At 71.4% G+C, this 23,676-nt stretch carries 23 protein-coding genes; 9 read left to right on the forward strand and 14 right to left on the reverse strand.

The window, feature by feature from the left end:
• The first annotated feature begins 108 nt into the window (after positions 1-108).
• Positions 109-927, forward strand: coding sequence for a hypothetical protein (locus ACYVLP_RS05300; RefSeq protein ID WP_460626292.1), 819 nt, complete (start codon positions 109-111; stop codon positions 925-927).
• On the opposite strand, the gene ACYVLP_RS05305 is transcribed toward ACYVLP_RS05300, so the two are convergent.
• The 4 genes from ACYVLP_RS05305 to ACYVLP_RS05320 form a co-directional block, all read right to left on the reverse strand.
• Positions 900-1,406 carry a GNAT family N-acetyltransferase gene (locus ACYVLP_RS05305; protein ID WP_460626293.1) on the reverse strand — a complete coding sequence of 169 codons (507 nt, stop codon included), beginning with the start codon at positions 1,404-1,406 and terminating at the stop codon, positions 900-902. The two genes, ACYVLP_RS05300 and ACYVLP_RS05305, sit on opposite strands and share 28 nt — an antisense overlap.
• A 12-nt stretch (positions 1,407-1,418) precedes the next feature.
• Positions 1,419-2,246 (reverse strand): lysostaphin resistance A-like protein, encoded by an 828-nt coding sequence (locus ACYVLP_RS05310; RefSeq protein ID WP_460626294.1) that lies wholly within the window; start codon positions 2,244-2,246, stop codon positions 1,419-1,421.
• Between the two features lie 125 nt (positions 2,247-2,371).
• Positions 2,372-2,863, reverse strand: coding sequence for a nitroreductase family deazaflavin-dependent oxidoreductase (locus ACYVLP_RS05315; protein WP_460626295.1), 492 nt, complete (start codon positions 2,861-2,863; stop codon positions 2,372-2,374).
• Entirely contained in the window at positions 2,860-3,390 is a 531-nt protein-coding gene (locus ACYVLP_RS05320; protein WP_460626296.1) for a mycothiol transferase, read from the reverse strand. Before ACYVLP_RS05320 ends, ACYVLP_RS05315 begins: the two co-directional genes overlap by 4 nt.
• A gap of 275 nt (positions 3,391-3,665) precedes the next feature.
• Here ACYVLP_RS05320 and ACYVLP_RS05325 point away from each other — a divergent pair, with 275 nt between their 5' ends.
• From ACYVLP_RS05325 to ACYVLP_RS05335, 3 genes are read left to right on the forward strand one after another with little or no spacing between them, the layout of a single operon-like run.
• A complete protein-coding gene (locus ACYVLP_RS05325) occupies positions 3,666-4,286 on the forward strand; it encodes a PIG-L deacetylase family protein (protein ID WP_460626297.1) in 621 nt (206 codons plus the stop codon).
• Positions 4,283-4,999 carry a WbqC family protein gene (locus ACYVLP_RS05330; protein WP_460626298.1) on the forward strand — a complete coding sequence of 239 codons (717 nt, stop codon included), beginning with the start codon at positions 4,283-4,285 and terminating at the stop codon, positions 4,997-4,999. Before ACYVLP_RS05325 ends, ACYVLP_RS05330 begins: the two co-directional genes overlap by 4 nt.
• The gene (locus ACYVLP_RS05335; RefSeq protein WP_460626299.1) at positions 4,996-6,168 is read left to right on the forward strand and encodes a glycosyltransferase family 4 protein; all 1,173 of its coding nucleotides are present in this window, start codon (positions 4,996-4,998) and stop codon (positions 6,166-6,168) included. Before ACYVLP_RS05330 ends, ACYVLP_RS05335 begins: the two co-directional genes overlap by 4 nt.
• A 21-nt stretch (positions 6,169-6,189) precedes the next feature.
• Here ACYVLP_RS05335 and ACYVLP_RS05340 read toward each other — a convergent pair whose 3' ends face one another.
• The gene (locus tag ACYVLP_RS05340; RefSeq protein WP_460626300.1) at positions 6,190-6,822 is read right to left on the reverse strand and encodes an RNA polymerase sigma factor; all 633 of its coding nucleotides are present in this window, start codon (positions 6,820-6,822) and stop codon (positions 6,190-6,192) included.
• Positions 6,823-7,061: 239 nt separating this feature from the next.
• Here ACYVLP_RS05340 and ACYVLP_RS05345 point away from each other — a divergent pair, with 239 nt between their 5' ends.
• The 4 genes from ACYVLP_RS05345 (at position 7,062) to ACYVLP_RS05360 (ending at position 11,478) form a co-directional block, all read left to right on the forward strand.
• Entirely contained in the window at positions 7,062-8,042 is a 981-nt protein-coding gene (locus ACYVLP_RS05345) for a glycosyltransferase family 2 protein (RefSeq protein ID WP_460626301.1), read from the forward strand.
• A 3-nt stretch (positions 8,043-8,045) separates the two neighbouring features.
• Complete coding sequence (locus tag ACYVLP_RS05350; protein ID WP_460626302.1) at positions 8,046-9,158, forward strand: acyltransferase family protein; 1,113 nt, start codon at positions 8,046-8,048, stop codon at positions 9,156-9,158.
• 280 nt (positions 9,159-9,438) lie between these two features.
• On the forward strand, positions 9,439-11,142 hold the full coding sequence (locus tag ACYVLP_RS05355; protein WP_460626303.1) for a sigma-70 family RNA polymerase sigma factor: 1,704 nt from the start codon (positions 9,439-9,441) through the stop codon (positions 11,140-11,142).
• A gap of 102 nt (positions 11,143-11,244) precedes the next feature.
• On the forward strand, positions 11,245-11,478 hold the full coding sequence (locus ACYVLP_RS05360) for a MerR family transcriptional regulator (RefSeq protein WP_460626304.1): 234 nt from the start codon (positions 11,245-11,247) through the stop codon (positions 11,476-11,478).
• Positions 11,479-11,541: 63 nt separating this feature from the next.
• Here ACYVLP_RS05360 and ACYVLP_RS05365 read toward each other — a convergent pair whose 3' ends face one another.
• Genes ACYVLP_RS05365 through ACYVLP_RS05405 form a run of 9 tightly spaced genes read right to left on the reverse strand, consistent with a single transcriptional unit; the run spans position 11,542 to position 22,327 of the window.
• Positions 11,542-13,356, reverse strand: a complete 1,815-nt coding sequence (locus ACYVLP_RS05365; protein WP_460626305.1) for an ABC transporter ATP-binding protein — start codon at positions 13,354-13,356, stop codon at positions 11,542-11,544.
• A complete protein-coding gene (locus tag ACYVLP_RS05370) occupies positions 13,353-14,420 on the reverse strand; it encodes a glycosyltransferase family 4 protein (RefSeq protein WP_460626306.1) in 1,068 nt (355 codons plus the stop codon). The genes ACYVLP_RS05365 and ACYVLP_RS05370 overlap by 4 nt, the downstream gene beginning before the upstream one ends.
• Complete coding sequence (locus ACYVLP_RS05375; RefSeq protein WP_460626307.1) at positions 14,411-16,657, reverse strand: N-acetylneuraminate synthase family protein; 2,247 nt, start codon at positions 16,655-16,657, stop codon at positions 14,411-14,413. Before ACYVLP_RS05375 ends, ACYVLP_RS05370 begins: the two co-directional genes overlap by 10 nt.
• Positions 16,654-17,400, reverse strand: coding sequence for an acylneuraminate cytidylyltransferase family protein (locus ACYVLP_RS05380; protein ID WP_460626308.1), 747 nt, complete (start codon positions 17,398-17,400; stop codon positions 16,654-16,656). Before ACYVLP_RS05380 ends, ACYVLP_RS05375 begins: the two co-directional genes overlap by 4 nt.
• 11 nt (positions 17,401-17,411) lie before the next feature.
• A complete protein-coding gene (locus ACYVLP_RS05385; protein ID WP_460626309.1) occupies positions 17,412-18,440 on the reverse strand; it encodes a hypothetical protein in 1,029 nt (342 codons plus the stop codon).
• Complete coding sequence (locus ACYVLP_RS05390; protein WP_460626310.1) at positions 18,431-19,441, reverse strand: CgeB family protein; 1,011 nt, start codon at positions 19,439-19,441, stop codon at positions 18,431-18,433. The genes ACYVLP_RS05385 and ACYVLP_RS05390 overlap by 10 nt, the downstream gene beginning before the upstream one ends.
• Complete coding sequence (locus ACYVLP_RS05395) at positions 19,438-20,352, reverse strand: glycosyltransferase (protein WP_460626311.1); 915 nt, start codon at positions 20,350-20,352, stop codon at positions 19,438-19,440. The genes ACYVLP_RS05390 and ACYVLP_RS05395 overlap by 4 nt, the downstream gene beginning before the upstream one ends.
• The gene (locus ACYVLP_RS05400; protein WP_460626312.1) at positions 20,349-20,903 is read right to left on the reverse strand and encodes an arsenate reductase/protein-tyrosine-phosphatase family protein; all 555 of its coding nucleotides are present in this window, start codon (positions 20,901-20,903) and stop codon (positions 20,349-20,351) included. The genes ACYVLP_RS05395 and ACYVLP_RS05400 overlap by 4 nt, the downstream gene beginning before the upstream one ends.
• Entirely contained in the window at positions 20,900-22,327 is a 1,428-nt protein-coding gene (locus tag ACYVLP_RS05405; protein WP_460626313.1) for a tyrosine-protein kinase domain-containing protein, read from the reverse strand. Before ACYVLP_RS05405 ends, ACYVLP_RS05400 begins: the two co-directional genes overlap by 4 nt.
• 115 nt (positions 22,328-22,442) lie before the next feature.
• On the opposite strand from ACYVLP_RS05405, the gene ACYVLP_RS05410 reads away from it, so the two are divergent.
• Positions 22,443-23,648, forward strand: a complete 1,206-nt coding sequence (locus tag ACYVLP_RS05410) for a hypothetical protein (RefSeq protein WP_460626314.1) — start codon at positions 22,443-22,445, stop codon at positions 23,646-23,648.
• Positions 23,649-23,676: the final 28 nt, after the last annotated feature.

Raw genomic sequence — 23,676 nt, forward strand, 5'->3', positions numbered from 1 at the left:
GGTGTCTTCCGGGGACGGCACCGGACGGCATACCCTCGGCGGTGTCGCGACCTCGACGGCACCATGGCCGGGCGGGCTGAAACGTCGACCTGACCGAAGGAGCGACGGATGTCGACGACCCCACCCTCTGCCGTGCCCACGATGCCCGAGCGACTGCTCGCCTTCCTCGACCGCCTCGCGCAGGTCCTGGCCGAGCGCGGCGATGCGGTCGCGCTCTTGGGCCTCGGCTCCGTGGGCCGAGACCTGCACCGGCTGGACGAGCACTCTGACGCCGACTTCTTCGTCTTCGTCGACGATGACGCTGCTCGCGACCGCTACCTGGCCGACATCGACTGGCTGGAGGGCGCTCACCCCGTGGTGTGGTCGTTCGAGAACAGCCTGGCCGGGCGGAAGGCACTGCTCGCCGACGGGCTGTTCGCCGAGTATGCCGTGCTCTCGCTCGCTGAGCTCGACACGGCCGGCTACCCACCGGGGCGCATTCACTGGCAGCGCGCCGACGCGCCCGAGGGCCTCGACATCCCCCGGATGCCACTGCCGATGACACCGACTCTCGAACACCAGGTGGGCGAGGCGATCACGAACCTCTACGTCGGGCTGCACCGCGACCTGCGCGGCGAGCGGCTGACGGCGACGCGCTTCGTCCAGGGGTATGCCGTCGACCGCTGGATCACGATCCTCGGCCTGCTCGGGCTGGGGAACGGCCCACAGCAGGACCTCTTCGTCATCGACCGGAGCGCGGAGCGACGGTTCCCGCCGGAGCTGCTCCCGCTCGGCGACCTCGTGCCCGGCTATGACCGCAACTCGCACGCGGCGGCGACCCTGCTCCGGCTGCTCGAGGCGCACGTCGAGCTCGACCCGTCCATCGTCTCCGCGGTGCGCGACCTGGTCGCGCGGACGGCTCAGGAGAGGGTCAGCTCGAGCGTGTAGACGATGAGCGCGGTGCCCGGCACCGGCGACCAGTCTCGGTGCGGCTGGCGGACGAAGCCTGCGCGCTCGTAGATGCGGTGGGCGGCGCGCATCGTCGGCTGGGTGGACAGGACCAGCCTGCGCCGGCCGAGCTGTCGCGCTCGGTCGACGCAGTGCTGGACGAGCGCGGCACCCACCCCTTGCCCGCGACCCAGCGGTGCGACGGCGAGGGTGCGGAACTCTGCCTCGTCGCTCTGGGCGATGTCGGCGTAGGCCCCCGGCGCGCCGACGAAGGTCACGCCGCCGAGGACGGTCCCGGCGTCGTCGACAGCGACGAGCACGTCGGCGTGCTGGGCGCGCGACCGCACGTCACGCAACAGGACGAGATATGGGTCGTCCGCGCCGAAGTCGAGCAGGCCGTCGTCGAGATACGCCGCCGCGGTGATGTCACCGAGCCGGTCGAACTCGTCCGGCCGCGCCGCCCGGATGGTGAAGGCCATGGCCGGCGGTCGTCAGGCGGCGAGGCGCCAGGCGATGACGCCGAACAGGACGCCGAGGGAGTTGGTCGCCCAGTGCATGCCGACGCTCGCGAAGATGCTGCCGCTGCGCCGCCGGAGCTCGCCGGCGAGCAGGCCGCCGAGCGCGGTGAACAGGACCGTCCCGCCGATGACGGCGATCTTGGCGAAGGCGCCGAGGTCACCGACGGCCGATGCGATCGCCTCGTTGCCGGTCGCCGAGGCCATGGCAGGCAGGACGTGCCAGAGCCCGAACAGCACCGAGGAGGCGACCAGGACCTGCCAGACGCGAGCGTGCCGCGACAGGAAGCCCCAGAGCACGGACCGGAAGGCCACCTCTTCCAGCAGGATCGTGCCGACCGGGATCATGACGAACGCGGTCAGCAGGGCTCCGGCGGGCGGGAGGTGGTAGCGCGCGTCGAGGAACGCCGAGCGCGTCGCCGGGAGCAGCACTCCGGCGAGGTAGACCAGGCCGACGACGGCGATGACCCCCAGGCCCCAGCGGATGCCACGGGCGTGCGTGCGCCGCGCCAGGCCGAGCTGGTGCCAGCTGAGCCCCTGCCAGCGAGCGAAGGCCAGCAGCACCACGGCACCGGCCGGACCGAGCCACATGGTGTCCCAGCCGAAGAGGTGGTTCGCGATGTTGACCCCGGCCAGGGTGAAGACCACGACCACAGTGGAAGCGAGGCGAGCACGCTTGGCCCGGGCGATGAGCGCGAGCCGGCGGCGCCGGACGGCCTCGTGAGGCCCGTCGTGGAAGCCCACGATCTCACCGGAGGTCGGGGTGTCGACGGCGGCGGGGACGGTCGCGAGCAGGGTGGTCATCCCGGCCAGTCTCCCATGCGAGCCTGTGTCCCGCTGACGCGTCCACACACGGTACGCACAGGTTCTCCACAGGGTTGGGCCCCTGAAGCCGCGGAGGAGGCGGCACGTCAGCTGCCGCGCGGGGCTCAGGCGGGACGGAACGCGATCATCGGGAGCTGCTCGGCCAGACGTCGGCGCGCCCGCGGCGTGCCGTCGTAGCGCCAGCCCAGCAGCGAGGTCAGCGTCGCGCGCACGCCGGGCCGGATGAACGGGTGGCGCCGCTCGTAGTCGGCGAACGTCTCGACCGCCTCGTCCACGCCGAGCACCCGGTATGCCGCCGGGCGCGGGCCGCGCCCGAAGTCGAGTCGCGCGCCGCCGGCCGCCTCGGTGTTGCGCACCCAGTCCGCACCCGGACCGTAGCCGGCCATCACGACCGCCTCGCCGGTGACCGGCTCGTAGTGCAGCACCTCGACGACGGCGTGGTACGTCCGGCCGCTACGACGGCCGACGTGCTCGATCTGGACGAATCGGTGACCGAACACGCGCCCGAGCCTGTGGTCGTAGAGGCGGCTCGGTGCGGCATACAACCGCTTGAGCCACGGCGGCATCGGCGCCGGCTCCCCCTCGGCCCGGGTCATCGACGCCGCGTGACGAGCCCGCGGACATACTCGGCCTGGCCGAGATGCTTCACGGCGTCGTCGAGGACCGAGACGACGCGGACGGCCAGCGTGACGGGTGGGTCCCAGCGCTCGTCGACGACCCGGGAGTAGTCGTCCGCGTCGAGGCCTTGCACGAGCTCGATCGTGCGCGCGTGGACAGCGCCGTGATACCCGGCGAAGAGCTCCGGGTCGCCCACGGTGAACCGCCCCACGTCGCGCGACGACATGCCCCAGCCGTGCGTGTGCCGGGGGTAGGGCAGCGCGAAGCGGTCGACCCAGCCGTCGTCGAGCCACGCCGACCCGTCACCGCTGAGATCGGCGACCTGGTCGTCCTGCTGACGGGCCAGGTGCCAGACGAGCCACGCGATGTGGTTGGCGTCGGCGTCCGGGCGCCAGAGCAGCTCGTCCACAGTCAGGCCGCGGACGACGTCGGGCACGCCGTCACGGATGCGCTCGAAGCCGTCGACGAGAACATCGCGGGCCAGATCTGTCGTCACGTCAGCCATGTCCCAAGCATGCACCCCGGCACCGACGCGCCACGCGCCGCAGCGAAGCGAGGCGCCAGAAGCACGCCGCGGCGCCGGCGTTGTCTGGACGCAGCGCAGCGAGCGAGGCACGAGCGAGCGCAGCGGAGGAAGTCAACGCCTCAAAGGCGACGCGGCACGCGCCGCAGCGAAGCGAGGCGCCAAAAGCACGCGGCGGCGTCACAGCGACCACCTCCGCGCGTCTCACCAGTGGGCAGTCGGCCGGCGTGCCCGTTGGCCTTCAGGAGGGAGCAAGGGTGCGTCGGGTTGTCGTCGCTCCACACATGGATGACGAGTCGCTCGGGTGCGGCGGGCTCCTCGCGAAGTACCCGGACGAGTGTCTTGTCGTCACCATGACGGACAGCGGACCGGTCCGAGCGAAGGAGCAGGGCCGCGCGATGGCCGCCCTCGGCGTCTCGAACGTGCTCAACCTCGGCTTCGAGGACGGCCTGCTGCCCCAGCGGATGACCGACACGGTCGGCGCACTCGACGCCGCCATGGCCGACTACCGGCCGGACGAGCTCTACCTGCCGTTCCCGTCATTGCACCAGGACCACATCGCGACCTACGAGGCGGGCATGCGTGCCGCGCGGATCTCGATGGACGCCAGCCACTGGTACCCGGCCTCCGTGTTCGTCTACGACATCGCGGTCTACGACGTGAGCCTCTACCCGACCGACCTGCGCTGGAACGTCTTCGAGCCGCTCGACGAGGGCCAGGTCACGGCCAAGCAGGAAGCGTGCCTGGCCTACCAGTCGGAGATCCCCAGCGAGATCCACCCGATCCGGAGCGTCGGCGCCATTGCGGCCGCGGTGGGCCGGCCGCGACTGCTGGAGTATGCCGAGCAGTTCGCTCTCGTCAGGAGCGTCCGTCCGTGATCGTCGCGATCCATCAGCCCGACCTGCTGCCCTACTCCGGCTTCTGGTTCAAGATGGTCAACAGCGACGTGTTCGTGCTGGCTGTCCACGACCAGTTCCAGAAGCACGGCTACCAGCGGCGCGTGCGGATGCGCGACTCGTGGGTCTCCCACCAGCTCGTCGGCAAGCCCGCCCTGGTGCCGATCCGCACCATTGCGGTGCAGCCGGGATGGCAGGGCCGGATCGCCGCCTCGATCCGGGGGCGCTACACGGGGTCGAGGCACTGGAAGGACCGGGGGGTCGAGCTGTGCGCCCGAATCGAGGGGGCGCGCGGGTCCACGCTGGTGGACGCCAACCGGGCGCTGATCGACATCGTCCGCGACCTGCTCGACATCCACACCCCGCTCGTGATCACCGACCAGCCCACCCGCAGCGGCACCGAGCGGCTGATCGAGCAGGTGAAGCTCGTCGGCGGGACGGCATACCTGTCCGGCTCCGGCGGGGCCGCCTACATGGGCGACCACGCCTGCCAACGCTTCGCGGACGAGGGCATCCAGCTGACCTGGAGCCCTCACGAGCACCTCACGGGCGACTCCATCGTCACCGTGCTGATGGATCACGACGACCCCAGGGGTGCCATCGCCAACACGGCGCCCACGTCGGCGCCCACGTCGGCGCCCACGTCGGCGCCCGCGTCGGCGCCCGCTGCGCCCCTGCGGGAATCGACCCGATGACCGCCGTCGCCGTCACGTTCCAGGGCGACGCACGGGACGCGACCGCGTGGTCGGGCACGCCCGCCGGGATCGTGCGCGGCCTGGAGGAGCTCGGTGTCGAGGTGCGCACGATCAGGGCCGCCCCTCCGGCCCGCTGGGACGCCCGGGTCCGGCAGGCCCTGGGTCTGCCCAGATGGGACCCGCGACGCGCTCGGAGCGAGGGCTGGCGGGCCGAGCTCGCGCGCACGACGTCGGCCTCGCTCAACGGACTTCCGTACAACGCGCTCTGCTCGCGCCTCGCCCAGCGCGACCTCGCCGCGGCCGGACACGTGGACGCCGTCGTCCAGATCGGGACGTCCTACCGGGTCGAGCACCCGAACCTCGTGACCTTCGAGGACCTGACGATCAGGCAGGCACTCGGCAACCCCTACTTTCATTGGCAGCACCTCGACCCGCGGACGGTGGACGCCCGAATCGTGCGCCAGACGGACGCCTATCGCCGGGCGCGCGCCGTGTGCTGTGCGACGCCCTGGACCGCCGCGTCGGTCGTCGGCGACTACGACATCCCGAGCCGGAAGGTGCATGCCGTCGGCGTCGGGACCACCCACGAGATGTCGGCGCCGGACCGCGACTGGAGCCGCCCCCGCTTCCTGTTCGTCGGCAAGGACTGGGAGGACAAGAACGGGCCGGTCCTGCTGCGCGCGTTCGCCGATCTGCTCACCACGGTGCCCACCGCCACCCTCGACCTCGTCGGGCACCACCCGCCGGTCGACCAGTCGGGCGTGACCGGGCACGGCTTCCTCAGCCTGAGCGACCCCGTCGCCCAGGAGAAGCTGTCCGAGCTGTATGCCGCAGCCACCTGCCTCGTCGTGCCGACGAGCTTCGAGCCGGCCGGGATCGTGTTCCTCGAGGCCGCCGCTGCCGGCATCCCCTGCATCGGGACGAGTCGTGGAGGAGCCGCCGACCTCATCGGCCCCGGCGGTGTGACCGTAGACCCGGCCGACCCGCTGACGCTGGTCGCCGCGATGCGACACCTGTGCGACCCCGCCACTGCTGCCGCGGCCGGCACGGCCGCCGCGGCACGGGTCCGACTCTTCACCTGGCCGAAGGTCGCCGAGCGGATCCTGGCCGCAGCGGGACTGCGTTCCTGGCCGCTCGACCAGGGCCCGTTCGACGGTTCTGCTCGGTAGCCGCAGGGGCGGGATCGGGACTCAGAAGTCCAGCACCGGCTCGGGCCACCGCGCCTGCAGGTGCCTTCGGAGGGCCTTTCGCGCCCGGTACGACATCGAGCGCACCGCGTCGGGCGTCGTCCCGAGGTGTCTGGCGCACTGCTGGACGCTCATGTAGTCGACCAGCTGCAGGAGCAGGACCTGCCGTGCGCTCGGGTGCAAGGCTGCCATCGCGACGGAAAGGGCCCGGCTGGCCTCGGCCCGGAGCATGGCCTGCTCGGGGTCTTGGGCGTGCCCGGGGCTCGACGTCAGGTGGTGCAGGGTCTCGGGCGGCACGGACTGCGGGTGGGCGGCATGGGCTCGGCGCCGCGCCGCGCTCGCGGCGAGGTTGCGGATGGTGACCGCCAGGTACGCACGGACAGAGCCTCTCGGGCCCTCCCCTCGGGCGAGAGCGCGCAGCAGACGCATGACGGCGTCCGCGGCGAGGTCCTGTGCCGGATAGTCGAAGGTCGCGTGCCTCCCGGCGATCCGCACGGCGGCGGGGTGATGCCGTCGGCACAGCTCGTCGATCGAGGCCTGGTCGCCCGACCGGGCGGCATCGAGGAGGTCCTCGTCCTTCTCCTCGACGACGGCGTCAGGAGCCGCGGGAGCGATGTCCAGGTTGAGTGCAGTCACGGTGACCTCTCCTCGTGCCGTGATGTGTCACCAGGAGACTGGGCCGCGAGGCCCGACCCGAACATCGGCAAAAGGGCCCGACCGTAAGCAGATGGGTAGAACGGGCAGTTCTGCGGGGTTGCGTCAGCGCACCGTCACACCCGAGGTCGACCTGCGTCATGAGGGGTGACCGCGTTTCGCCGCCCGCCGGACGGCCTGTCCCGGCCCGGGAGCGCGTCTGACCTGCCGAGGAGCCGAGCATGTTCGACCAGAGCCGGGGCCGGGACGGAGGCGTTGACGAGTCGCCGGCGCCCGAGATCAGCGTGGTCGTCCCCTGCTACAACTGCGCCGACGTGCTCCCCCTGCAGCTGGAGGCGCTCGCGACCCAGACGCAGGCCCCGCCGTTCGAGGTCATCGTCGTGGACAACCGCTCCACCGATGGGCTGCGCCGGGTCGTGGAGGGCTGGCGGGCCCGGCTCCCGACACTGCGTCTCGTCGAGGCACGCACGTCGCAGGGAGCGTCGTACGCGAGGAACGTCGGCATCGGCGCGGCGCGTGCGAGGCGTCTCATGTTCTGCGATGCGGATGACGTCGTCTCGCAGTGGTGGCTGCACCACGGCCGGCTCAACTTCGAGGTCGCCGACCTCTGGAGCGGGTCGTGCATCGCCCTCGATGGCCATGCCTTCCCGCCGTCGGTCAGCGCGGCGCGGGCCGCGATCGGTGACGCGGCGCCCTGGGCACCCCCTGCCGACGACCAGACCGGAGCCTTTCCCGTGCTCATGGGAGGGAACTTCGGAGTGTCCCGGGACGTGCTGGACGTCGTGGTCGGGTTCGACCAGTCGCTGCCCAATGCCGGCGAGGACAACGACTTCGCGTTCCGGGCACGTCGGAGCGGGTATCCGGTCTTCCTGTCGTCGAGCACCAGGGTTGCCTACCGCCAGCGCACCGGCCGGCGGGCACAGCTCGGCCTCGTCTACCACGGCGCGGTGGCGCACGCGCTGACGGCCTCGAGGTACGACGCGTGGGATGCCTCCCCACAGCCACCGTGGCTGGAGGGGCTGATGCGAGTCACCGTGGCCGGCGTGCTCATGTGTGTGGTCAGCCGACGTCGTGACTGGGCCGCCCTGGCCGAGCGGGCCTGCAGCGCGGTGGGTATCGCGCACGGCGTCCTTCGGTACGGCCGCGGGCGACGCCTGCCGCCCACCCAGATCGGACGTGGCGTCGACGACGGGGTGGCGTGAGGGGTGCACCGGACGACACTGGGCGACCCCATCCCCTCCGCGAGACGAGACCGGTCCATCGACCTCGCCAAGGGGGTCGCCATCGTCATGATCGTCGCGAGCCACGCCCTTCGGGGGCTGGTGGCCTCCGGCCTGCTCGCCCCGGAGTCGTCGACCTACCGCGTGCTCGACCGCGCTCTCTATCTGGTCCACGTCGCCGTGTTCGCGTTCCTCGCCGGCCTGTTCGTGCGGTCAGGTGTGCAGCGGCGTGGGGCAGCGGCATACCTGTTGTCCAGGAACGCCATGGTCGTGTGGCTCTACCTGCTCTGGACGCTGCTGCAGGGCAGTGCCAAGGTGCTGGCCGCGTCCCAGGTGAACACGCCCATGTCGTGGGGCGATGTCCTCCGGATCTGGCTTCCCGACGGCCAGCTGTGGTTCTTCCCCTGGCTTGCGCTCGCCACGACGCTCACGGTGCTCGTGGCACCGTGGCACTCGCGGGCCCGGGCCCTCGTGCTGCTGGCCGCCACCTCGGCCGTCGCCGTCGCGACCTGGGGACTCGGCTTCTCCGTGATCGTCCTCAACGGTGTCCAGATCACCCCGTTCTTCGTCCTCGGCGCAGCCGTGGGCGATCGGGGGTATGCGGCGTGGTGGCGTCACCGGGGCCGCACCACGTTCGTCGCGGTCGTGGGCATCGCCTCCTGGCTTCTCGTGAGCGTCGTGACGGAGGCGACCGTCCCGACCGGGGAGGGTTTCGGGCGGACGGCGACGACCGTCGCTCTCGGCATCGTCGGCGCTCTGGCGGGAGCGTCCGGGTTGCTGGCCGCAGCGGCGCTCGCCGGTCGTACGGGCTGGTCCTGGCTTGACCGCTGCGGGCGCTTCAGCCTGGACATCTTCCTGCTGCACATCAGCGTCATCGCGGTCGTCCGTACCGTCCTGCTGCGGGCGGGCGTCGACCAGGTGGCGGTCCAGCTCGTGGTCGCGACGGTGTGCGGCGTCGCGTTGTCCCTGCTGCTCGCCGAGGCGCTTCGGCGCATCGGGCTGCCGTGGCTGTTCGGGCTGCCGTCACCGGTCGCCGCGCTGGTCCGTAGGGTCGGGCCGCGAGCTGGTGACCACGCGCGTCGGGGCCGAACCGTTTGAGACAGACGCAAAAACCCGGCCAGAGCGAAAGTTGATTCATTTTCGCTCAAAGAGAAGCGAATAGGCGGTTCGCCCGAATCCATTCGTGCTCGGAGCACCCGGCGGGCCAGGGCGATACCACGGTTCTCGGCTGTTCCCGGCTTGACTTGCCCAGCCTGGGCTGCAAACACTTCCGCTAGCGAGAAGCGGGTCAGCCTTTTGTCACAGTCGGTGCGAAGCCACGTTTGTCGCTTCAAATGCACACGTGTGAACGTAACGACGAGAAAGCTGGGCGGGAGCTTTGACGATCATCGACGAGACGCCGACGGACTCCGACCTGGTGGCCCGCGTGCGGGCCGGCGACAACGAGGCGTACGGCGAGCTGTGGTCTCGCCACGTCGACGTCGCCCGTGGTCTGGCGCGCCGGATCACCTCCCGCGACCCCGAGGACCTCATCGGCGAGAGCTACGCGCGCATCCTGACGGCCATCCAGGCGGGCCGAGGCCCCGACACGGCGTTCCGGCCTTACCTCATGAGCACGATTCGCCGCGTCAACATCGACAACGCGCGGCGGTACCAGACGCGGGTCGTGCCGACCGACAGTCCCGAGGTCCTCGACCCGCACAGCAGCGAGTCGTCCGAGGACATCGCCATGCGACGCGCGGACGGGTCGTCCGCCATCGCCGCCTGGCAGTCCCTGCCGGCCGAGACGCGCGACCTGTTGTGGGATCTCGTGGTCATGGACGAGACGCCGGCCAGGCTGTCCGGAAAGCTGGGGATGTCGCCCAACGCCGTGGCCTCGCGAGCACGACGGGCCCGAGAGCGGCTCCGCCAGGCGTACCTGAGCCAGCTCGTCACCTCCAAAGCCGACGACGAGTGCCAGCTCATCCGGTCAGACCTCGGCGCCTACGTGCGCGGCAGCCTGGGCGCGACCCGGCGAGAGACCATCGACGAGCACCTGGAGACCTGCGGGCCGTGCCGCAACGCTGTGGCGGACCTCCGTTCGGTGGACGACATGATCAGGCTCCGCGTCGCGCCGTTCCTTCCGATCGTGGCCCTCGGAGCCGCGCATGAGCTGAGCAGCGGTGCCGGCGCCCTCTCGGCGGTGACCCAGAAGGCCCTGGCCGTCGTGAGACCACCGCTCGCGCGCGTCACCGCCGTGAACGGGCCGACCGGGTTCGTCGCCGCCGCCTCCAGCCTCGCCGCCGCTGTCGGGATCACGGCCGTCATGCTCGCGGGCGGTCACGAGGTGCCCACCACGGCGGCGAAGCACCCGGCACGGGTGGAGTCATCGGTCTCGACCGCCGACCGCGCGAGGGCTGCAACCCCGGTCGCCAGCTCAGTCGCCTTGGTGTCGGCGGGGCCTGTGGGCGCGCCGATCGCGAAGCCGCACCCGGCGGGCGCGCCGGCGGTGCACGCGGTGCCACGGAGACCGTCAGCACCGTCGACCCAGACCGCGTCAGTCGCGCAGACCCGTCCCGCGCAGACCCGTCCCGCGCCGACCCGTCCCGCGCCGAGCCCGGCGCCGCCCCGTCCCGCGCCGAGCATCGCGCCGAGCCCCACACCGACAGTCACCGAGCCTCCGAAGCACAGCCCGGGCCCGCCTGCGACCCAGCCGATACCGGCGGCTTCGGACCAGCACGACCATGACGACGGTGACGATCAGAGCGAGCAGAGCGGTCAGCAGGACGCGCCAGCGCCGGTCCCACCGGCTGCCCCGTCCACACCCGTCACCATCGTGCTCGCGTCGAACGCGACGTCGGCGACCCTGACCAAGCTTCGCGTGACCGAGGGCTGGATCATCACCGCGGTGAGCACCCTGAGCGACCACCCGTCCAACCGGAGCTCGCACTTCCCGACCAGGTCCTTCGTCGGCTTCGTCCGGCCCGGCCAGATCATCGTCGCGGTCTCGCGCACCTCATCGGCCGTGTCGAGCGGCAGCCTCGAATACGACCTCCTCGACCGAGGCGGACGGCTCGAGCGCGGCCGGCAGAGCCTTCCCTGACCGAGGCCCCCCGGACACGGCGGCAACCGTCGCGACATGCAAGCGCGACTCTCGCGTCTCTAGAAGAAACCGGCAAAAGAGGCGAGGGGGTCAGAGGTGCGCATGCTGGCAAGGGACCAACCCGACCCCTGGGTGCAGGACTCCACCCGCGGGACGCCCCCTCGGCGCCTCCTGACCCCACAGGAGGCCGCCGACATCATCCAGGTGAGCCCGACGACGCTGCTGCGATGGGCACGCGAGGGCGCCGTGCCCTGTGTCACGATTCCGAGCGGACGGCGCCGTTTCCGGATCTCCGACCTTCCCGGCTTCGACCGCGCAGACCTCCTGACGCCCTGACGACATGACGCCCTGACCCCGAGCCCACACCGAACCGACGGCTCGGTCCCTGCCCGCTGGGTCTCAAGCCAGCTCGCCGAGCTCGACCAGCCGCGCGAAGTCGACGTCCGTGCGACGCACCTCGGCGAAGGTTCCTTCCGCGGCGATGCGGCCCTCGTTCATGAAGACGATGCGGTCCGCATCCCGGACCGTCGACAGCCGATGGGCGACGATGACGATCGTCATGCTCCCGTGGAGGTCGCGCAGCGTCCTGGAGATCTTGTGCTCGGTCAGGTTGTCCAACGCCGAGGTCGCCTCGTCGAGCACGAGGACGCTCGGCTGACGGTAGAGCGCACGGGCGAGGCCCAGGCGCTGTCGCTGGCCGCCGGACAGACGAATGCCACGCTCGCCGACCGGCGTGTCGAGGCCTTCCGGGAGATCGGCCAGGAGCTGGTCCAGCTGGGCCATGGACACGACCCGGGCGATGCGCTCCCGGTCGACGTCCGCCTCGGACACGCCGTAGGCGATGTTCGCCGCGACGGTGTCGTTGGTGAGGAAGACGTCCTGGGGCACGACGCCGAGCCCGGCATACCACCCGGCCAGGTCATCGCCGATCGAGCGCCCGCCGCACCGGATGGAGCCATGGGTCGGCTCGAGCAGGCCCAGCACCAGGTCGATGAGCGTGCTCTTGCCCGCACCGCTGGAGCCGACGAAGGCGACGGTCGTGTTCTGTCGGATCGTCGTCGTCAGCCCGTGCAAGGTGTCGGTGTCGGCGTCCCTGAACCGGAACGCGACATCACGCACCTCGATGTCGCCGGCGAACCGGGTCGGCGAGACCGGGATCTCGACATGTAGCGGCGACGCGTCCAGGTCATCTCGCGCGTCGAGGACGAGATCCAGACCGATCCGGTTGGCCCGGATGATGGCCAGGGTGGCCGTGACACGGTTGAGCGTGGGCAGCGCACGAAGGGAGGCGGCCCCGAAGACCGCCAGGATCCCGAGCGCCTCCGCCGGCGTGTTGTGGGAGAAGAGCACGAAGCCCAGGACGCCGATGGCGGCAACGAAGCAGATCTCGAGCAGGTACCGCGGAAGCTCGGACAGGATGAGGAGCTGTCGCTGTGCGCGTGCCTGGCGCTGCCTGACAACCCGGAACCGGTGGGCCAGCGCTCCTGCGGTCGAGGTCAGGCGCGCTTCACGGAACCCGTTCAGCGCCGGGATGAGCAGGGACCACGCCTGGAGCCCGGTCTCTGCGACTGTGTCCCCGATCCGGGCGTGGAACGGTCGCATCGCGCGTTGCGTCACCCAGACGACGACGCCGAACATCGCCCCCGCCAGCAGCATGACGCCGGGTGACGCGACCGCGAGCACGACGACGATCGCGGCGAGCAGCAGCAGGTCGGACATCATGCCGACCACCCCGAGCAGCACGCCCGAGGACTGCAGCGTCGCCTCGTTGATCACCCGGTAGATCTCCGGGAGGTTGCGCATCCGGTGGGCAGCGAACGGACTCAGGACATATCTGCGCAGCAGCGCCGACGACGCGTCGGCCGACACGCGGGTCGTCCTGCCCAGGAGCCACCATCGGAAGCCGATGGTGGCGACGCTCTTGCCGACGAAGGCGACCACGATGAGACCGGCCACGACCGGGATCAGGGTCTGCGGGTCGTGGGACCCGATCACGTTGCCGACGGCCGTGACCGCCGCGCCCTGTTCGCCACCGTTCGTGGTGAACAGCTGCATCAGGGGCAGCATGGCGGCGACCCCGAGGGTGTCGAGCAGGGCCAAGGCCACCGAGCCGACGACGACCGAGACGAGCCACCTGCGCGAGGTGACGCCTGCGAGCTCCAGGTAGGCCTCGAGCTGCGGCCGGAGCGACCGGTGGGTGCCTGCCTGCGTCATCGTCGGCTCCGTTCGTAGGCATCGGCGATCGCATGGCACATCGCAGAGACGGTCCAGTCGGGCAGGCCTGGGTCGAGGGAGACAGCGCGCACGATGGCGTCCGCGACCGAGACGGTGTCGTTCGGGTCCACCAACGACTCAGCCGTGAGGATCTCTGGGTTGCCGCCGACGTCGGCTGCCACGACGCCGAGGCCGGCAGCAGCGGCGTCCAGGAGGGCGTACGAGCAGTTCTCCCACATCGACAGCTGCACGAGGACGTCGGCATCACGCATGGCGAGCTCCGGGTCGAGGAACCCTGGCATCGACACCGCATCACCCACACCGAGCCGCACCGACAGCGCGCGAAGCGCATCATGGAGGGGACCTTCGCCCCCGATGGTGAGCCTTGCGCCAGGCCGGTCCGCCCGCAGGAGCGCGAAGGCCTCGACGAGCCGGTCGATCCGTTTCTCCGGGGCGAGACGGGACAGGGACAGCACCCGGGGACCGGCTCCTGCGCCGCCCCGCACGCGGCGGCCGTTCGGAACGTCGACGCCGTTGCGGATCACCTCGATGTGGCTGGTCGCGTGCCACCTGTCGACCATCGCTCGACGCGTCGCCTCGGACACGGCGATGGCGCCGTCGAAGCCGCGCAGCCGGAGCCGGTGAGCCCGCGCCATCAGGACCGAGTGCAGCCGCGAGCGGTGGTAGAGGCCGTCGTCGCCCGCGATGCCGTGCTCGGTCGTGAACCGCCGCACCTGCCCGGGCAGCGGCGTCGCCGCCAGCACGATGTCGGCGTAGGCGAGGTGCGAGTGGACGACCGCCGGTCGCTGGGCCAGCACCGTGTGCCGCAGCGTGCGCACCGACCTGACCAGCCCTGCCGTGGGTCCGATCGGACCCGTCGTGACCCGGGCCCCGACGGCGCGAAGCCGCTGGGCGAGAGGACCTTCGGGACACAGCACGCTGAGCCGGTGCCGGGGTATGCCGTGGGTGGCCACGTCGAGAACGTGCCGAGCCACGCCGCCGAGCTCGGCCACGGGAACCACCCAGAGCGCCTCGCCGGCATACGTCGTGCGCGTCACAGCCATTGCTCCAGCCGGTCGAGGGCCACCCAGAAGCCCTCGCCGTTGTTGACATGGCCCTGCCAGATCTCCGGGATGAACGGCACGTCGGGAGCGAGGCGGTCGAGCTGGGCGGCGAACGCCGGCCAGTCGATCTCGCCGTCGCCGACCTGCACACCCTCGCCGTCGACGCCTCGCGCGTCGACGAGGTGCAGGTGTGCGGTGTGCGGGGCCAGGAGCTCGACCGCCTCGGAGAAGGACTGCCCCAGGAAGGTCGTTGCGAGCTTGGTGTGCGAGGCGTCGAGGCACAGCATCGTGGCTGTCGCCGCGGCGAACTCGGCGGTGTCGCGCGGGTCGAGGAAGAGGTTGTGGAACTGCTGCCCGCCCATGAGCCACGGGTAGGGCGGAAGGGTCTGCGCCGCGATGCGCACCCCGCTGGTGTCCAGACGACTGAGAGCCTCGGCGATGCGGTCGTACTTTGCGGCCCGAAAGGCCGGGTCCACATGGCCGGTGCGGGTGAACCCGCCCATCGTCACGACCATGATGGGGTCGTCGTTGGGGCTGAACCACGGCGTCAGCGACCGGGTGATCCCGATCGTGCGCTGCACCTCGGCGATCGAGCGCTCCCAGACCGCGTCGTCGTGGGACGCGAGGTCGACGATGAAGTCGCCGGCGAAGAGGTCGGGCAGGTGGGTCGTGAAGTTGCAGTCGAGCTTACGGTCGAAGACGTCTTCGACATCGAGGTCAAGGTCCTTGTAGGAGAAGTGGAACTCGAGGAAGTCCGGGTTGGTGCCCTCGGCGAGGGAGGCGTAGTCGTGGTAGCGCACCGGCAGTCCCCAGGGCCGCCGGAACACGAAGTCGCGGCCTGACGGCGTGACCTCACGGAGGTCGCCGTCGAAGAAGAAGTCGCCCTCCGCCAGGTCGCGGCGCAGCGTCCGGCCCAGGAGTGCTGGGAGAGCGTTCGGCTGCAGGCCACGTCCGGGGCTCTTGACCGCCACATCGTCCGCGCCCAGCACGACCCCGGCCGCGAGCGGCCGGGCCGCCACGAGCGACTTCGCCAGCGTGACGCGGTTCATCAGCTCACCAGTGGAGACCCCGCGGCTCTCGGCCGTGCCCATCGCCGACTCGACGTCGCGGATCTCGTCGACCATGCGCCGGAACTCCGCGGGCAGCAGCGACACCGTGTGGTCGTTGCCCTCCATCGTCCGGTCGACGGTGAAGTGCTTCTCGATGATCAGGGCCCCCTGCGCCACCGCGGCGACCGGCACGTGCCACCCCCGCTCGTGCCCGGAGTAGCCGACGGGGCACTGCCCGATCTCGGCGAGGCGCGTCAGGTAGGCGAGGTTGAGGTCCTTGTACGGGGCGGGGTACGTCGACTGGCAGTGGAGCAGCGCGAAGGTGGCGGCTCGCTCCCGCAGGAGCCCCACCGTCTCGACGATCTCGCTCTCCCGCGACATGCCGGTGCTGAGGATGAGCGGCAGGCCCCGCCCAGCGGCATACGCGACGAGCGCGTGGTTCGTCAGGTCGGCGGACGCGATCTTCAGGGCGGGTATGCCGTACGCGGCGAGGGCGTCGACGCTCGGCTCGTCCCAGGGCGTGCAGAGCACGTCGATGTCCATGGCGCGGCAGTGGTCGAACACCTCGAACAGCCGCTCGGCCGGCAGCGCGAAGCGACGCAGGAGGTCGAGGGTGTACTGGGCGCCGAGGTCTTCGCCGAGGGTCGCCGCGCCGCGCTGACGGTACAGCGCGTCGAGGTCCCGCAGCTGGAACTTCACCGCGTCGGCGCCGGCCTGGACGGCGAGGTCCACGAGGTGCTTGGCGAGCTCGACGGAGCCGTTGTGGTTGTTGCCGATCTCCGCGATGACCAGGGCCGGCCGGCCCTCGCCGACCTCATGACGCCCGATGCGCATCGTCGCGGCCCGGTTGACGGCGACCGCGAGCAGGTGACCTCGCTCGTCGACGAGTGGCACGTGGCTCACCCCGTCGGCACCGAACTCTGCCGTGATCTCCGCGGGGCTCGCGGTGCTGGCCGCCGTGCGGGGGTAAGGGTTCGCGACCTCGATGCACGACACGTCGAGAGTGGCGGTCGGGTTCGCGACGATCCAGCGACGGAAGTCGCCGTCGGACAGGGCTCCTCGAAGGACGCCGTGCTCGTCGACGCAGAAGACGACGCGCTGCTGGTTGGCCGTGATCTTGCCCAGGCCGACGATGATCGGGTCCTCGGCGAAGACGATGAACGGCGTGACGTTGCGCTCGATGATCATGACCTGGCTGCTCCGTGTTCTGCTCCGTGTTCTGCTCCGTGTTCGGTGGCGGGCTGCGGGGCATGAAGGTCGAGGTCGGCGAGGAGCTGCTCGGCGATGCGCAGGTCGACGAGCGTGTCGACGTCGACGCCTTCTACCTGGTCCATGACGAACAGCCCGGTGCGGCCGCCGATCCGGTTGTGCTCGCGCTCGTAGACCTCGGTGCGCGTCAGGTAGAGCGAGCCGGTCTCGCGGTAGACGCGGTCCTGTGGGCGCAGGTCCTGGCGGCGCGGCCGGGCGCCGACGGCATACTCGGCCGAGGCGGGGTCGGCGGGGCGGTCACCCAGCCGCCACAGGAACGGCGTCTCGGGCACCACGCCGACCAGGGAGTCCACCCCGGTCTCCGAGAACTGGGCCAGGGCACGGTCGATGGTCCCCGAGAGACGCACCGGCGAGGTCGCCTGCAGCAGCAGCACGGCGTCGGGCCATCGGCCCCGGGCAGCCAGCTCGGCGATCGTGTGGAGCACGACCGGCTCAGTCGGTGTGTCGTCGCGGGCGAGCTCCGCGGGCCGCAGGAACGGCACGTCGGCACCGGCCGCGCGGGCGAGGACGGCCAGATCGGGGTCGTCGGTGGACACCACGACATCGAGGCCGGCTCGCGCGGCACACGCCTGCTCGACCGTCCACGCGAGCAGCGGCTTGCCGGCCACGATGCGGGCGTTCTTGCGGGGCACGCCCTTCGACCCGCCGCGCACCGGGATCACGCACAGGACGTTCAACTTCTTCCCTCCACGATGGCAGAGACGCGCCGAGCGACCGCCTGTGACGGACACCCGGCCGGGACCGGCGGCGGCGCGGTCGGCGCGCCGCCCCAGAGAGCGAGGCCATAGCGCTCCCAGAAGTCGCGGACCCAGTGCGGCGGCGCGGCGCAGGTGACCCACGCGGGCAGGCCCATGGCCGCTGCCTCGAGGACACCCGTCGAAAAGATCGACACGACCGGGTGCCACTGGTCGCGAAGGGAGCCGGGCGGGGCGAGCCGGATCCCGGCGCGGCGCCACCGCTCGTGCTGGAGCCGAGAGCGGACATCGGTCTCGGCGGGGTGTGGTCGGTAGGCGGCCCCGGTCTCGCGGCAGAACCGCGCCGCGGTGACGGCCGAGATGCGGCGGGAGAGCTCGGCGCCGTGAAGCTGCCCGAGGAACACCGGACGTGCGCCGGCCTCCACCTGCGCGCCCACCTGGGCGGCGTCCCACAGCAGCTGGCTGCCGACGGGCTCCAGGTGCACGTCGGAGCGACCGGAAGCCCAGAACCGGCCGTCGGCGTCGCTGAACGCCAGCAGGTGAGAGTCACGTGGAAGCGGTGGCGCGTAGGGCGTGAGCAGCCCGTGCTGCACGACGACGAACGTCGCGCCCAGCTGCCGGGACCAGTCATGGGCAGCGGCTCCCGCAGGAAGGAAGTGGCCCGTGGCCACCACCGCACGGACGCCGCGGAGCTGAGTCGGAAGGGTGCGCGACGGGTCCAGCCGGTGGACCACCCACCGGCCCGGGAGCACCGGTGAGACGTCGCCCACCGCGAGGACGGCGACTGGCGCCGCGCCGAGGTGCTGGATCGGCGCCGCGAGCGAGGCCACGGCAGTCGGCGTGGTCGCGTCGATCGCGAACAGCGCGGCCGGCTCGTGCCCCTGGGTCAGCAGGACGAGCTCGGGCGGAGGGGTCCGGCGGATCGCGGCCCTGGCGGCACGGATCCGGGTGCGGCTGCGCTGCCAGCGCCGCCACTCGTCCAGATCCGCGGGGATCGTCAGGCCCATCGCCGCGCGACCTCCGCCATCCGGTGCACGAGGGTGTGCTGGGCGAGCGTTCGCCTCCGGCCGGCTTCACGAACCGCTGTGGCCCAGGCCGGCTCCCGCTGAGCGCGACCGAGGTGCTCGACGAGCTCGTCGTCGCTGGTGAAGACGAGGGTCTCGCTCCCGATGTCGTAGTGCTCCGCGACATCAGGACGGTCGACGAGCGACAAGGCGCCGACGCCGGGGGCCTCGAACGTCCGCATCGACAAGCCGTCGTGTCCCTGGCCATGGATGTTCAGCGTTGCCAGGCCGCCGGCCATGACGCCGTAGTAGTCGGGTCGCGACAGGTCACGGTGGGCCGCCAGACCGGAGCCCTGGTACTTCCCAGTGCGCACGACGTCCCAGGGGTGCCGGGACCACTCACGCCCGTATGCCGCCACCGGAAGCCCTCTGGACGCGACCTGTCGCAGGACGCGCTCGCGCTCCGGATAGCGGGCGCCGACAAAGGTCACGGCAGGACTGGGGTGGAGCGTGAAGGAGGTGAGCGAGTCGAACCCATCCGGGAGGAAGCCTGCGTCCACACCGGCGTCCCGGAGGGTGGCGACATCGCGCCTGCTGTAGCTGACCGTCGAGCCGAGATCGCGAAGCCGGTCGATGCGGTAGGTCATACGGCTGAGCTCGTCGTAGAGCCACACGACGACGCGAGCTCCCGAGTCCTGCACTGCCTCCCACCACTGGTCGCCGAGCCGGTCGCCCTTGACCACGAGGACGGCGGTGGGGCGGGCGTCCCGGAGTGCGGCGACGGCGCGCTCGGTGAGCCGGCTCTGCACCCCGGCGCGCATGCTGCGCCCAGGGAGCCGGTGTGCCAAGGCGTTCCGCGCGTCGGCAACGAGCCCCCCTCCTGTGTCGTAGCAGTGCGCGACGACCTCGTGACCGAGCGCCTCGAGGGCGGCCGTCATCGCCGCCCAGTACCCGTGGAACGCGGGGCTGACGACAAGGACCCGGTGCTTAGCCTGAGCCGTCACCGGGCAGCGCTGCCGTTCGGCCAGAGGTAGCCGAGCTCCTGTGCGAGCACGCCGCGGGCGTCGACGTCGCGACCGGCGAGCTGGCGCGCGCCGTTGACGACCGCGTTGACCAGCGATGCCGCGGTCAGCGATGCGCGCAGCCGGCGTGGGTGCTCGTGCCACTTCTGGGCGTACCGGAGGCGCGAGGCCACGAGCCAGGGCCGCCGGTGGTCATCACCGGACGAGCCGCCGCCGGCATGCGTGGCCGCGACGGTGCCGACGAACACCGAAGGGATGCCGTGGCGCCGGAGCCGGCGTTGGAGATCGACCTCCTCGCAGTTCATGTGAAAGCCCTCGTCGAACCCGCCGATGTCGCGGAAGGCTGCGGTCGGCAGCAGCAGCGCTGCCCCGACGAGCCAGTCCACGGGCCGGACCGCTCCGACGACGCACCGCGTGTCATGGCCGACCGCCTCGTGCATGAGCCGGGCCGACCGGAACCGGGCCAGAGGGGTGAGCCACTCGACGACCTGGTGATGGGTCCTCGGGTCGTGCCGGCCAGCCCACTGGGTCTGCCCGCCGAGGCCGACGAGGGCCGGGCCCACGACAGCGGGCTGCCATGCGAAAGCGGCTCGGCACAGGTCGGCGACGAAGGTCGGTTGGATCGACACGTCGCTGTTGAGGATGAGCATCAGCGAGTGGCGCGCAGCAGCGGCACCGGCGTTGACCGCGGCACCGAACCCACCGTTGGCCTGGCGACGCACGAGGACGACGCGTTCGTCGTCGGGGTACGGCATCGGGGAGGCGTCGTCGACGATGACGATCTCGAGGTCGGCCACATCGCGCTGGGCGGCCAGCTGCGCCACGAGGGCGAGCGCGTGGGCCGGGTCGCCGTAGTGCGGCACGACCACCGAGACGGCTTCGGTGTGGCTCACGAGGCCAGCTCCTCGGCGAGCCGCGAGCGCGACCGTTCGTCGGCCGCACCCAGCGCCGGCAGGATCACGCACAACAAGTCCTCGATCTCCCCGGCCGCCCGGCGGGCGGCCCCCAGGCCGTGGCCGTACGGGTCCGGGAAGTCGTCGTCGGGGCCGTACGCCGCCCGGTCGTGAGCGAGGAAGCCGAGCGGCTCGCCGTGCCTCGGGCGGTCGGCGAGGATGCGAGCGGCACGGCGGACCGTGAAGGTGGAACGGACTGCGGCCGGGTGCTGCGCCAGCACCCAGGCGCGCTGGGCAGCCTCGAACGTGAGGATGAGATCGGCCTCCTGGACCAGGTGCGCCGAGAGCTGGCGCGCCCGATGAGCGGAAGCATCCACGCTGCGGTGGCTGAGAGCCTCGGCCATGACCGGGTCGATCGGATGGTCGACGAGGGCCGACACGCCCGCGCTGTCGACGGTCCAGGCGGTCGTCGCGGGTGCCATCGCCCGGGCGAGCGCCGCCGCACCGGCCGACCGGGCGATGTTGGCCTGGCACACGAACAGGAGCCTCACGAGACCGCCGCTCGCTCGCGGCGCTCGGCACGAGCCGATGGGGCACGGCGGCGGCCTTTGGGCTTGGTCAGGTCGGGCTGTCGGGTGTAGTAGCTCCGGCTCTTGCGGTAGTAGTAGCCGGCTTCACCCTCGCGCGGCGACACGAGGTTCATCACGACACCGAGGACTCGGGAGCTGACCTGGTCGAGGATGCGCCGGGCGGCCTGGAGCTCCGGCTTCCTGGTGCGACCGCTGGCGGCGACGAGCACGACGCCGTCAACGACGACACTGATGAGCGCCGCGTCCGTCACCGGCAGCAACGGCGGTGCGTCGACGATCACGCAGTAGTCCTGGCTCAGCTCCTTGACCAGGGCGCGCATGGCCTCGGAGCCGAGCATCTCGGACGGGTTCGGCGGAATGCGCCCGGAGGGCAGGGCGAACAGTCCGGGCCAGTCGGTGCCCTGGATCGCATCGGTGACCGCGACCTGAGAGCTGAGCACCTCGCTGAGTCCCACGGTGCTGTCGATGCCGAGCATCGAGGTCACCGAGGGGCGACGCAGGTCCCCGTCGACCAGCAGCGTCGGCTGCCCGGACTCCGCCATCGCCTTGGCGAGAGCGGCAGAGATCGTCGACTTCCCCTCGCTCTGGTTGGCGCTGGTGACGGCGATGCTCTGCACCTCCTTGTCCACGCTCGAGAAGCGGAGCCCGGTGCGCACCTGACGGATGGCCTCCTGGGCCAGCACGTCCGTCGTCGTGATGCCCCTGGAGCTTCCTCTTCGCTTGCCGAGCTTCGGCACCCGTCCGAGGATTCCTGAGCCGACGAGCAGGTTGAGGTCGTCGTCAGGCCGGAGGCGGACGTCGAGAGCGCGACGCAGGAAGACCCACAGATAGCCCGCAACCAGGCCGGCGGCGGCGCCGGCGAGCAGGTTGCGCTTCCACTTCGGGCTGCTGGGCGACGTCGGCTCGCCGGCGTTCTCGAGTGGCACGACCCGGATCGTCTCCGCGGTCGCCCTGGAGCCCTTCGACTCGATGTCGTCGATGACCGCGGCCAGCGCCTCGAGAGCGCCGTTGGACAGTGCGACGGCCGCTGCCGGCGTCGAGGCCGAGGCGCTCACCTCGATGAGCGTGCTCCCGGGCACGAGGGCAGCGCTCAGACGCCCCGCCAGCGGTTGGCCCCCGCTGTCGACCTTCGGGTTCTCGCGGATCTTGTCCAGCACGGGCCGGCTCGAGATGAGGGGAAGGTAGGAGTTGGCCCGGGCGATGGCGGAGTCGGAGCCGCCGATCACCCCGGCCTGGTCCGGCGCGATGAACCCGGTGGACTGGGCCTCGTAGGTCGGTGGCGTCGCTGCCGAGACCCCGGCCATGGCCGCGATCCCGAGCACGACGGCGACCACGAGGGCTCGCCAGCTTCTCCGGGTGAGCGTGACGAAGTCGATGACGGTCACGGTGACTGTGCCTCTCCTTGCTGTGACATCGGGCGTGCAACTCCAGGCCGACCCGTCACATCCCGCGCGATCAATCCGTGGTCACACGTGTGACAACTCTGCGAGAATAGTAGCCGTGCCTGCGACCGATGTCAGCCGACTCAGGACTGATCCGCCGCCGAGCGACGCCCCGACCCGCGTCGCCGGGCGGCTGGTCCCCGCCCAGCACTCGGCGCGGATCAGCGATGCGCTGCTGATGGGGCTGCTCGTGGTGCGCGTCGGGGCCGCGGGGCTGCCGGTCCCGACGGGGCAGGCCGCCGTCATCGCTCTCATCTGTCTTGCTCTGTGCCGCCGGCCGACCCGGTCGCTGCGGCCCGTCCAGTGGTTTCCGGTGATCACCGCGGCGCTGCTGTGCTTCGCCGCCGCGGAGTCGTGGTCCAACGGAGCCGACTTCACGCGCCGGCTGACCAACGTCGCGGTGCTGCTCGTCATGGCGGGGTTCCTCGCGAGCGGACGCATCGACATCGGGTCCGCCCTCAAGGGGCTGCTCGTCGCGGCCGGTCTGAACGTCGTCCTCTTCTATGCCGGCGTCGCCCCGGACGAGTACGCCGGCAAGCTGACCGGCTTCCTCCAGGACAAGAACGCCAGCGGACTCTTCTATGCCGTCGTGCCGCTGCTCGCGACCATGGTCGCCCGCCGCCCGTGGCAGCGAGTCGCAATCCTGCTGGGCGGTGCCGCCTGCCTGGTCGGCACCGACTCGCGGACGAGCATGGCGGCATACCTCGTCGGGATCGTGTGGCTCGCCATCGCTCCCTGGCTGCGCCGGCCGGGGCGCATCGTGCTCGGCGTCGCGCTCGCGCTCGCCTTCGGCTATGCGAACAGCAACCTCGCTGAGGTCGGCCACTACGCCGACGACCGGTCGGGCTCTGACGCCCTGCGCTCACGAATCGACCTCGCCGCCTCGCTGAAGGCGGCCGGTGCACCCTGGTACGGCCGCGGGCTCGGCCAGGCGGTCGTCGAGCTCGAGGGCAGCCAGTGGTTCTTCCACAACTCGTACGACGCCCTGCGAGTCGAGGGGGGCGTCGTGATGCTGGTCGCCGTCATCGCGATCTACGCCTTCAGCTCCCTCGGCCTCTCACGACGCGACGCCGGCAGGATCGACAGGGACGGGGCCCTGGTCGGCGCGGCGGCCCTGGTCGTCTTCTGCTGTGCGACCCGGCTCGGCGAGGTCTTCTTCGCCCCGACCAGCCTCGTCGTGGTCGGCATCGGGCTCGCTCGCCTCGCCGGCCAGACTCCCTGGAGACCGCCATGGGCGGCACCCCGACCACGAAAGGGCGGGTGACCGACTGGCCACCCGCCCTGCCCGAAAC

It is taken from the genome of Intrasporangium mesophilum, assembly GCF_054783095.1.

Bases quoted from the DNA above. Each gene is read 5' to 3' on its own strand.
- ACYVLP_RS05300 (WP_460626292.1), top strand. From the start codon at position 109: ATGTCGACGACCCCACCCTCTGCCGTGCCCACGATGCCCGAGCGACTG.
- ACYVLP_RS05305 (WP_460626293.1), bottom strand. From the start codon at position 1,406: ATGGCCTTCACCATCCGGGCGGCGCGGCCGGACGAGTTCGACCGGCTC.
- ACYVLP_RS05310 (WP_460626294.1), bottom strand. From the start codon at position 2,246: ATGACCACCCTGCTCGCGACCGTCCCCGCCGCCGTCGACACCCCGACC.
- ACYVLP_RS05315 (WP_460626295.1), bottom strand. From the start codon at position 2,863: ATGACCCGGGCCGAGGGGGAGCCGGCGCCGATGCCGCCGTGGCTCAAG.
- ACYVLP_RS05320 (WP_460626296.1), bottom strand. From the start codon at position 3,390: ATGGCTGACGTGACGACAGATCTGGCCCGCGATGTTCTCGTCGACGGC.
- ACYVLP_RS05335 (WP_460626299.1), top strand. From the start codon at position 4,996: ATGACCGCCGTCGCCGTCACGTTCCAGGGCGACGCACGGGACGCGACC.
- ACYVLP_RS05345 (WP_460626301.1), top strand. From the start codon at position 7,062: ATGTTCGACCAGAGCCGGGGCCGGGACGGAGGCGTTGACGAGTCGCCG.
- ACYVLP_RS05360 (WP_460626304.1), top strand. From the start codon at position 11,245: ATGCTGGCAAGGGACCAACCCGACCCCTGGGTGCAGGACTCCACCCGC.
- ACYVLP_RS05365 (WP_460626305.1), bottom strand. From the start codon at position 13,356: ATGACGCAGGCAGGCACCCACCGGTCGCTCCGGCCGCAGCTCGAGGCC.
- ACYVLP_RS05370 (WP_460626306.1), bottom strand. From the start codon at position 14,420: ATGGCTGTGACGCGCACGACGTATGCCGGCGAGGCGCTCTGGGTGGTT.
- ACYVLP_RS05375 (WP_460626307.1), bottom strand. From the start codon at position 16,657: ATGATCATCGAGCGCAACGTCACGCCGTTCATCGTCTTCGCCGAGGAC.
- ACYVLP_RS05385 (WP_460626309.1), bottom strand. From the start codon at position 18,440: ATGGGCCTGACGATCCCCGCGGATCTGGACGAGTGGCGGCGCTGGCAG.